The organism is Hymenobacter lapidarius (assembly GCF_001816145.1).
In the GTDB taxonomy this organism is placed as follows: domain Bacteria; phylum Bacteroidota; class Bacteroidia; order Cytophagales; family Hymenobacteraceae; genus Hymenobacter; species Hymenobacter lapidarius.
In genome coordinates this window covers 102,475-111,500 of record NZ_MDZB01000011.1, presented here as the reverse complement: position 1 = coordinate 111,500, position 9,026 = coordinate 102,475, and the positions used below count along the sequence as shown (strand labels likewise).

Below are 9,026 nucleotides of genomic sequence, written 5' to 3'. Positions count from 1 at the left end.
CCGCGTCGTACTTGCGGCGTTTGTCGGGTTTGGGGATGTCTTTCATGACGAAGGAAAGATACCACCCAGTTCTGTCCAGCTTAACTAGACCACCTCAAAATATACCGATTAATCGGGCTTGTAATAATTATGTAATAATTTATAATTTATCCAACTATGAAAATTGATTTATATTGAGGGTAAAGCCGATATGCCCCCCTGCAGCTGACTGGTGAATAGCATTCTTGAAAAAAGAAGGCGCATTGAGAATGCTTTGCTGTGACGCTGCCACCGGGTGAACTCAGGGGAAAAGAACGGGCATAGGGGGAAATTGTGGCGCCGTGTTTGGGGTTGTGGTCGAAAGTAAGGCGCGGTTTTGGCCGTGGCACCTGGAAAAAAGCGGCGGGGTAGTGGCTCTACCTTTGCCAATAACTAATTATCTCCTGCTATGCGGAAAGTTCTGTTGGGTTTCGGTGTTTTTTTGGTGGTGCTGGTGGCGGCTTTGGCCTTGGCGCCGGTGCTGTTTAAAGACAAGCTGCGGGCCCTGGCCGACCAGCAGATTGCCCAGCGCGTGCGGGCCACGGTGCAGTACGACCCCGCCAACATCGACGTGAGCCTGCTCAGCTCCTTCCCGGATATGACGGTGAACATCCGCGAGCTGCGCGTTATTGGTCTCGACTCGTTCCGCCGCGACACGCTGGCCTACCTGCCCAACCTGCGCGTGGGCCTCGACATAATGAGCGTGGTGCGCGGCGGGCAGATTGACATCAAAACCATTGAACTGGAGCGCCCCGACCTAAGCCTGCGGGTGCTGAAAAGCGGCCGGGCCAACTGGGACGTCATGATTTCGGACTCGGCTGCGGCGGCCAAAGGGCAGGACACCAGCCAAGTGCACCTTGCCATCAAGAGCTGGAAAATGACCGACGGGCGCCTGCGCTACGAAGACCTGACCCTCCCCTTTTCCATGCAGGCCGCCGGCGTGAACCACAGCGGCAGCGGCGACTTTGCCAGCAACGTGTTTGACATGGTTTCGCAAACCACCGCGACGGACCTCGACATGACCTACGATGGTGTGGCTTACGTGAGCAACAAACAGCTCGACGCCGACGTGACAATGGAAATGGACCTGAGCAAAAGCCTCTACACGTTCAAAGACAACAAGATAAAGCTCAACGACTTTCCGTTCAGCTTTGCGGGCGCCATTGGGCTGCCTAACGAGAAGGACATCACCTACGACCTGACTTTTAAGGCGTTAGAAACGGATTTCAAAACGCTGCTGAGTTTGGTGCCGGGCGTGTTTACCGAGAAGTTTAAGAATATTGAGACCAGCGGCAAGGTGGCTTTCGACGGCTACTATAAGGGCACGCAGAACGACTTGCTCATGCCTGGCTACGGCGTGAATCTGGTGGTAACCAACGGCCAGTTTAAGTACCCGGATTTGCCGCAGGCTGCCAAAAACATCAACCTGAAAATGCAGGTCGACAACCCCTCGGGCTTCACCAACAACGTGAAGGTGAACATCCCGCAGTTTCACCTCGACCTGGGGCCCAACCCGGTGGACGGCAACATCACCATTGACGGGCTGGCGCCGATGAAGGTGGACGGCCGCGTGAAAGCCAACGTGAACCTGGCCGAAGCCCTGAAGGTGTACCCGGTGAAGGACCTGGCCATGCGCGGGCAGCTGTTCGTGGACGGCACGGCCAAAGGCATCTATTCCAAAACCCAGATGCCGGTGGTGAACGCCGCCATCCGCCTCACCAACGGCTTCGTGAAATCGGCGCAGTTTCCGGCGCCCATTGAGAACATCAACCTGAGCGGCACGGTGGTGAACACGACCGGCAAGGTGAACGACACGCAAATCAACCTGCCGCAGTTCCGGATGGTGCTGGAGGGCGAGCCGCTGGAAGGCCGCCTCACGGCCCGCAACATCGATAAGCCGGTGTTTGATGCCAACGTGCGCGGCACGGTGGATTTGACCAAAATCACCAAGATTTTCCCGCTTGAAGGCATGACCGTGACGGGCCGGGTGGCCGGCAACATTGCCGCCAAGGGCAACATGGCCGACGTGGAAGCCGGCCGCTACCAGAACGTGGTGGCCAGCGGCACCGTGAAGGCCACCAACGTGACCTACAAGAGCAAGGACCTGCCGCAGGGCGTACGCATCAGCAGCGGCACGGCCACCTTCAACAACAACCAGATTGCGGTGCAGAGTCTGAACGGCACGGCCGGCAGCTCCGACTTCGCGGCCTCGGGCACGGTGAGCAACTACCTGGGCTACCTCTTCACGCCGGGCCAGTCGCTGAAGGGCAACATGACCGTGAACTCGCGCAACTTCAACGTGAACGAGTGGATGGTGGACGAGGTAAGCGCCAAGCCCACCGCGACTGGCGGCAAGGCCCCCGCCAAGGCCGAAGGGGTGCTGCAGATTCCCAAATACTTCGACCTGGTGCTAAACAGCAACGTGGACAACGTGACCTATGACAACCTCAAGCTGACCAACGCCAAAGGCACCGTGACCGTGCGCGACGAAACGGCCAAGCTCAGCAATATGACGTTCAACACGCTGGGCGGCACCTTCGGCACCACGGGCAGCTACAGCAGCAAGAACCTGGCGCACCCCACGTTCGACTTTGGGCTCAACATCCAGAACCTGAACATTCAGAATGCTTTTTCGGCCTTCAACACCATCAAGAAGCTGGTGCCGCTTGCGGGCCAGGTGGAAGGCATTTTCGGCACCAAGTTCAGCCTGAGCGGCGAAATGGGGCCCGACATGTTCCCGAACCTGTCCACGCTCACGGGCAAGGGCGTGATTGACGTGGTAAAGGCCGCCATCAACCAATCGGAGGTGATGAGCAAGATTGCCAGCCTGACCACGCTTCCCGAACTCAAGACCCTGCTGGTGGTGAACAAGGAAATTCAAGCCAACATCGTGAACGGCAACCTGGTGGTGCAGCCCTTCGACCTGGCCATTGGCGACGTGAAGATGACCTTCGGCGGCTCCAACAGTCTGGGCGGCGCGCTGGCCTACGTCACGGCCCTCAACGTGCCCACCGGCAAGCTGGGCAATGCCCTGAACAGCAAGCTCACGCAGCTCACGGGCGTGAAGGACATTCAGGGCACCGAGCGGGTGACGCTGGGCCTCAACATTGGCGGCACCATGACCAACCCCATTGTGCAGCTCACCAGCGGCAGCGTGAAGGACCAGGGCAAGGCCATTGTGACCAACGTGGTGAAAACCAAGCTCACCGACGCGCTTATGGGGCTGGCCACCAAGAACAAAGCCAAGCAGGACAGCACGCAGGTGGTGACAGACGCCGCCGACCAGACCGCTGAGGAAAAAGCACGCATTGCCGCCGAAAAAGCCAAGCTTGAAGCCCAGGCGCGCCTGCGCAACCAGGTGGGAAAAGGGCTGAATAGCCTGTTTGGCAAGCCTACTCCCACACCCAAGCCCGTGCCCAAGCCCGCACCCACGCCGCCGCTTGATTCGTCGCCTGCCGACACGACTAAACCGTGAAAACCCACGGGTTCATCGAAAGCCGGGCAGCACGGCTGAACTGCTTGGCGGAGCTGAGCGTACATTAGCATAACTGTTTTACAGTCTGTTATTTTACAGTCTGTTATCCCTCATAATCATTCCTTCATGTTCATTACTCGTTTAATTCCATTTGCCTGCCTCGCCCTGCTAGGGCTGGCCAGCTGTTCCAAAGAGTCCGATTCGAACGGAGCTAATTCGTCGAAGCTCGAAGTACGGCTAATGGACGCCCCCGGCGACTTCCGTAGCGTGGTGCTCGACGTGCGCCAGATTGAGGTGCACCTGAAAAAAGAGAAAGACGCGGAAAAGCTCCGCATCCTCACCTTCACGCCGCAGGCCATCAACGTGCTGGACTACGTGAACGGCAAGTCGGCCCTGCTGGTGAGCGAGGACTTCGCCCCTGGAGACCTGGACGAAATCCGCCTCCTCCTGGGTCCGGACAGCTACGTAATCGGCCGCGACGGTCAGCGCTACGACCTCAAAACCCCCAGCGGGCAGTCGTCGGGCGTCAAGCTGAAGCTGGACAAGGCTTCCCTGCGCGAGCGCGAGACGTTCCAGCTGCTGCTCGACTTCGACGTGGCCAAGTCCATTAAGGAGCGCGGCAATTGGAAGCCCGGCAACGACAAGAAAGAGCGGTACTTGCTGAAGCCCGTTATTCGGGTGGTGGCTCAGGACCTGCGCGCCGGCATTCGCGGCACCGTGAGCCCGGCTGCGGCCCTGCCCCAGATTCTGGCCATTCGCGCCACCGTCCTCGGGCCCGACACGGTGAGCACCTCGGCCGACGCTTCGGGTGCCTATCAGCTCAACGGCCTGGCCGCCGGCACCTACCGCGTGGAGTTTTTCCCCAGCACTACGGCGCCCGCCAACCAGTCCGCGTACCGCAACAACGTCCGCACCGGCGTGGTGGTAACCAACGACAACGTGACCGACCTTGGCACGACTTCGCAGAACTAACCAGCCAAGCTGGAACACTGAAAAGGCCCAGTCTCACAGGAGGTTGGGCCTTTTTTGTTGCACGATGTATCGACGCATCAGCGTGTCTCATCGTTGAAAATGCCCTTCTGAACGGCCCGTAAACGGCCCGCAAACGCAGCCGTAGGCAAGCTTTTACAACTCCTGGAGCAGCGCCAGCAGCTCGCGCTGGGTGCTCAGGGTGCGGTCTTTGGAATACCAGCCGTGGAGCTGGGTGGCGAAGTCCTCGTACGATACGCCTTCCTGCTTGAGGCGCTTGAACAGGTCTATGGCAGCTTCGGGGCGCGGGCCCCAGGTGGCGGCTTCGGTGAGGGTGTCGGCGTGGAGCACCACGAGCTTCGGGATGGAGCGGCCGCCGTTGGTAAGGTAGCGGTCCATGAGGTCGAGGTTTTCGTCGCGCAGCACGTAGCGGGTCGTGATGGTGCCGTAGCTGGCTTGCGCCGCGGCTTCGAGCACGGGCACCACCTGGGCCGCATCGCCGCACCAGCCTTCGGTAATGATGAGCCACACGTAGCGTTGGGTGTTTTGGGCCAGGGCCTCTTTGAGTTCGGGCAGGAGCTGCACGGTCTTGTCCAGGCGCTGCATGCGCTGGATGTTGAGGCGGGCGTACTGGATAATCTGCTCGTCCTGGTTGGGGCCGGTGGTGCGGTTCTCGGCCATCAGCTGGTCAATGAGTTGGCGGTAGCTGGCATATGAATAGGCGTGGTCGAGGCGTTCGGCAGCAAGGACCGGCACGGAAGGAATGGGCTCAGGCATGATGATAAAGGCTTCAGGGAGAGGAACCAACAAAAAACCCTTCCGGGGCCGGAAGGGTTTTTAGGGTTTGAACCGTGGGCGTGCTTACAGGCTGGGAACAGCCTGCCGGGCCGCCGCCGACAGCTCCCGGCAGTAGGTGATAAAGTCCGAGTTGACGGGCTCCAGGCCGTGGTCGCGCAGGCGAGTAGCTACCTGGGCGCGGTGGTAGCTGGCGTGTACCACGGCGTGCGTCAGGATGTCGTGCACTTGACTTTCGTAGCTGTCGCCCAGGGAGTTGGTGTAGGAAATAAGACGCTGCAGCTCGGTTTCATCGGCATTCACCATCAGCTGGTGCAGGGGCTCCGAAGTCTGAGCGTGCAGCTGGTGGCAGGCGGCGAGGTCGTGTTCCTGCCACACTTTCACGGGGCTGGCGGTGCCGCCAATGCGCGAAATCCAGATGGCCTGGGCATTGAGCACGTGGCTGAAGAGGCGCAGGGCCACGGGCGGGATTTCCTGGCCGGTAGCGGCCACTTCGTCGAGGCGATTCAGCACGGTGGTATTGGCCCACACATTAAAAGCGCCGAGTTTTTCTAAGGTATTCATTGATTTAATTATGAGTTATAAGTTATGAATGTTGAGTTGAAAGTTTAATAGAACGGCAATTCATAACTCATAACTCAACATTCATAACTCCTTTACCTGGGGTCTTGCCAGACCAGTTTTTCGTTGGCTTTCGTTTTTTCAAAATCGCGGCATTGGCCGTCGCCTTTGCCGGTAATACCGCCGTCGGGCTGGCATATCAGCTTGCCGCGGGTGTCGTACACCTGCGAGTATTGGTCGCAGCACGGGGCCGAGATGTAATAGACCGTCTGTCCGCCGTATTCGTAGCGCAGAATGCGCGTGATGGGGTTGCGCTTGCGCTCGGCCAGCACTTCGGCAATGCGGGCCTTGAGCCACAGTGGCCGGGCCGTGGTATCGGACTCTGCTATGCGGGCCGACGCCGGGCTGGTGGTGCTGCTGGGGGTGCTGGCCGTGGTGGAGCTGTTGTTGGAGGCGCCGGTGTCTTGCATCGTCTTCGATGGGCGCGCGGGCGTGGTCACGCTCACCTGCTTGGGGGCACAGGCCGTGGCCAGCAGCAGCGAAACGGTAACGGCAAGGGAAAGCGGGTGCATGGGCTGAGGGAAATATGAAGCTGGGCCGCCGATAGGCCAGCGGGCTGGCTATGGGTACGCCCGCCACGGGCAATGGTTCCGATAAGGGCGTTTCTTACTGCGGAAAAAGCTTCGGGCCGAACACCAGCGCCCCCACCACCAGCGCGCCCAGGGCAGCCAGCAGCACGGCCCCGGCGGCCACGTCCTTGGCCTTGCCCGCCAGCGGGTGGTAGGCCGGCGAGGCCAAATCGGTGAGGGCTTCGATGGCGGTGTTCACCAGCTCGGCGGCCCACACGCCGGCCACCGCCAGGGCCACCAGCGCCCATTCCAGGCGGGCCAGGTGGTAATAAAACCCCAGCCCAATGACTACCACCGTGGCCACGGCATGAAACTGCAGGTGTACTTCGGAGCGCAGGGCGGCCCATACGCCGCGCACGGCGTGCCCAAAGCTGGCCACGCGCCGGCGCCACAGCCCCTCGGGTGGCCGCAAGCGGTCCGAAACGGGCGGGGCGGGCTCAGCCATGGTACTCAAAGGGATGAAAAACCGACTGGCGCAACTCCGACCATTCTGTGCGGATGATGCTGAAAATGACAGTGTCGCGCCGGAAGCCGCCCTGCGTGATGCGGTGGCTGCGCAGCGTGCCTTCTTCGGTGGCGCCCATGCGGGCCATGGCGGTGCGGGATTTGTCGTTGCGCGCGTCGGTTTCCAGCTCCACCCGCTCGTGGCCCAGCTGCCCAAAGGCGTGGCTCAGCAGCAGGTGCTTGCAGGCCCGGTTCAGGCCCGAGCGCTGGAAATCCCGGCCCACCCAGGTGTAGCCGATGCTGATGCGCTGGTCGCCTTCTACCTCGTTGTAGTAGCTGGTGCTGCCAGCGAGCTGGCCCGTTTCGCGGTCGATGATGACAAACGGGTAGCGCAGGCCTTGCTCCCGCGCCTCCAGGGCCTGGCGGATGTAGGCCGCCAGGCTCACGGCGTCGTCGCCGCGGGTCAGGGTATACTTCCACAGGTCGGCATCGAAAGCCACGAGCTTGAGGGCTTCGAAATCGCCAATTTCCAAGGGTCGCAGGCGGACGCGGTTGTTTTCGAGAACGATGTTAGCAGAAAAGTCCATCGTGGCAAAGATGCTGGTGAAAAAAAGAAAAGGCCGCTCTCTTGGGGAAATAAAAACGTCATGCTTCGGCTCCGCTCAGCATGACGTTCTTGGGTCAGGCCATTGAAAACAAGGAGCCTTACCGGCCCACCATTTCCTCGGGCTTCAGCCACTCGTCGAACTCGGCTTCGGTCACGTAACCAAGTTTTAGGGCGGTTTCCTTCAGCGTGGAGCCGTTTTTATGCGCGGTTTGGGCAATTTCGGCCGCTTTGTAGTAGCCAATGTGCGGGTTGAGGGCCGTGACCAGCATCAGGCTGCTGTCGACGTGCTTTTTGATGTTGGCTTTGATGGGCTGAATGCCCGAGGCGCACTTGTCGGTGAAGCTCACGCACACGTCGCCGATGAGGCGGGCCGAGTGCAGGAAGTTGTAAATCATCATCGGCTTGAACACGTTCAGCTCGAAGTGGCCCATGGAGCCGCCCACGGTGATGGCTACGTCGTTGCCCATTACTTGGGCCGCCACCATGGTCATGGCCTCGCACTGCGTGGGGTTCACCTTGCCGGGCATGATGCTGGAGCCGGGCTCGTTGTCGGGGATGTCGATTTCGCCAATGCCGGCGCGCGGGCCGGAGCTGAGCATGCGAATGTCGTTGGCTATCTTCATCAAACTCACGGCCACCGTTTTGAGGGCGCCGTGGGTTTCCACGATGGCGTCGTGCGCAGCCAGGGCCTCAAACTTGTTTTCGGCCGTCACGAAGGGCAGCTTGGTCAGTTCGGCAATGTGCTTAGCCACGTTCTCCGAGTAGTTGGGCGGGGTGTTGATGCCCGTGCCCACGGCCGTGCCGCCCAGGGCCAGCTCGCTCAGGTGCGCCAGCGTGTGCTTGATGGCGCGCAGGCCATGGTCGAGCTGCGAAACGTAGCCCGAGAACTCCTGGCCCAACGTGAGCGGAGTGGCGTCCATGAAGTGGGTGCGGCCAATTTTCACGATGTCCATGAACTCCTCCGACTTGGCTTTCAGCGAGTCGCGCAGCTTCTCGATGCCGGGAATGGTGTTCTCGGTCAGGATTTTGTAGGCCGCGATGTGCATGGCCGTGGGGAAGGTATCGTTGCTGCTCTGGCTCTTGTTCACGTCGTCATTGGGCGCCAGGGCTTTCTTTTCGTCGGTGAGCTGGCCGCCGTTCAGCACGTGGCCGCGGTAGGCAATCACCTCGTTCACGTTCATGTTGCTCTGCGTGCCGGAGCCCGTTTGCCACACCACCAGCGGAAAGGCGTCGGCGAGGCCGCCGGCCAGGATTTCGTCGCACACCCGGCCAATGAGCTCGGCCTTGTCGGCGGGCAGCACGCCGGCGTCGCGGTTGGTGAAGGCGGCGGCTTTTTTCAGGTAAGCGAAGGCGGCGATAATTTCCTTGGGCATCTTGTTGATGTCCTGAGCAATGGGAAAATTCTCGATGGAGCGTTGCGTTTGGGCGCCCCAATACGCGGTGGCGGGCACTTGCACGGTGCCCATGGTGTCCTTTTCGGTGCGGAAATCCATGCTGGAGGTGAGTTGGTGAATTGGTGAAATGATGG

Annotated in this window: 8 protein-coding genes; 2 read left to right on the top strand and 6 right to left on the bottom strand. The window is 60.3% G+C overall.

Features of this window, described 5'->3' with window-relative positions; genetic code table 11:
* Positions 1-427 precede the first annotated feature (427 nt).
* Together BEN47_RS00605 and BEN47_RS00600 are read left to right on the top strand one after the other, a co-directional pair.
* Complete coding sequence (locus BEN47_RS00605) at positions 428-3,493, top strand: AsmA family protein (protein ID WP_070724268.1); 3,066 nt, start codon at positions 428-430, stop codon at positions 3,491-3,493.
* Positions 3,494-3,619: 126 nt separating this feature from the next.
* Complete coding sequence (locus tag BEN47_RS00600; RefSeq protein WP_083321962.1) at positions 3,620-4,465, top strand: DUF4382 domain-containing protein; 846 nt, start codon at positions 3,620-3,622, stop codon at positions 4,463-4,465.
* Positions 4,466-4,618: 153 nt separating this feature from the next.
* Here BEN47_RS00600 and BEN47_RS00595 read toward each other — a convergent pair whose 3' ends face one another.
* The 6 genes from BEN47_RS00595 to fumC form a co-directional block, all read right to left on the bottom strand.
* Positions 4,619-5,239: a thioredoxin family protein gene (locus BEN47_RS00595; protein ID WP_070724266.1), complete on the bottom strand. Its 621-nt coding sequence runs from the start codon at positions 5,237-5,239 to the stop codon at positions 4,619-4,621.
* Positions 5,240-5,323: 84 nt separating this feature from the next.
* The gene (locus tag BEN47_RS00590; protein WP_070724265.1) at positions 5,324-5,821 is read right to left on the bottom strand and encodes a DinB family protein; all 498 of its coding nucleotides are present in this window, start codon (positions 5,819-5,821) and stop codon (positions 5,324-5,326) included.
* 92 nt (positions 5,822-5,913) lie between these two features.
* Positions 5,914-6,390 (bottom strand): DUF6970 domain-containing protein, encoded by a 477-nt coding sequence (locus BEN47_RS21855; RefSeq protein ID WP_239691449.1) that lies wholly within the window; start codon positions 6,388-6,390, stop codon positions 5,914-5,916.
* 94 nt (positions 6,391-6,484) lie between these two features.
* On the bottom strand, positions 6,485-6,892 hold the full coding sequence (locus BEN47_RS00580) for a diacylglycerol kinase family protein (RefSeq protein ID WP_070724264.1): 408 nt from the start codon (positions 6,890-6,892) through the stop codon (positions 6,485-6,487).
* Positions 6,885-7,478 (bottom strand): GNAT family N-acetyltransferase, encoded by a 594-nt coding sequence (locus BEN47_RS00575; RefSeq protein ID WP_070724263.1) that lies wholly within the window; start codon positions 7,476-7,478, stop codon positions 6,885-6,887. The genes BEN47_RS00580 and BEN47_RS00575 overlap by 8 nt, the downstream gene beginning before the upstream one ends.
* A gap of 118 nt (positions 7,479-7,596) precedes the next feature.
* Positions 7,597-8,991, bottom strand: a complete 1,395-nt coding sequence (gene fumC / locus BEN47_RS00570; protein ID WP_070724274.1) for a class II fumarate hydratase — start codon at positions 8,989-8,991, stop codon at positions 7,597-7,599.
* Between the last annotated feature and the right edge of the window lie 35 nt (positions 8,992-9,026).

Bases quoted from the DNA above. Each gene is read 5' to 3' on its own strand.
- BEN47_RS00605 (WP_070724268.1), top strand. From the start codon at position 428: ATGCGGAAAGTTCTGTTGGGTTTCGGTGTTTTTTTGGTGGTGCTGGTG.
- BEN47_RS00600 (WP_083321962.1), top strand. From the start codon at position 3,620: ATGTTCATTACTCGTTTAATTCCATTTGCCTGCCTCGCCCTGCTAGGG.
- BEN47_RS00595 (WP_070724266.1), bottom strand. From the start codon at position 5,239: ATGCCTGAGCCCATTCCTTCCGTGCCGGTCCTTGCTGCCGAACGCCTC.
- BEN47_RS00590 (WP_070724265.1), bottom strand. From the start codon at position 5,821: ATGAATACCTTAGAAAAACTCGGCGCTTTTAATGTGTGGGCCAATACC.
- BEN47_RS21855 (WP_239691449.1), bottom strand. From the start codon at position 6,390: ATGCACCCGCTTTCCCTTGCCGTTACCGTTTCGCTGCTGCTGGCCACG.
- BEN47_RS00580 (WP_070724264.1), bottom strand. From the start codon at position 6,892: ATGGCTGAGCCCGCCCCGCCCGTTTCGGACCGCTTGCGGCCACCCGAG.
- BEN47_RS00575 (WP_070724263.1), bottom strand. From the start codon at position 7,478: ATGGACTTTTCTGCTAACATCGTTCTCGAAAACAACCGCGTCCGCCTG.
- fumC (WP_070724274.1), bottom strand. From the start codon at position 8,991: ATGGATTTCCGCACCGAAAAGGACACCATGGGCACCGTGCAAGTGCCC.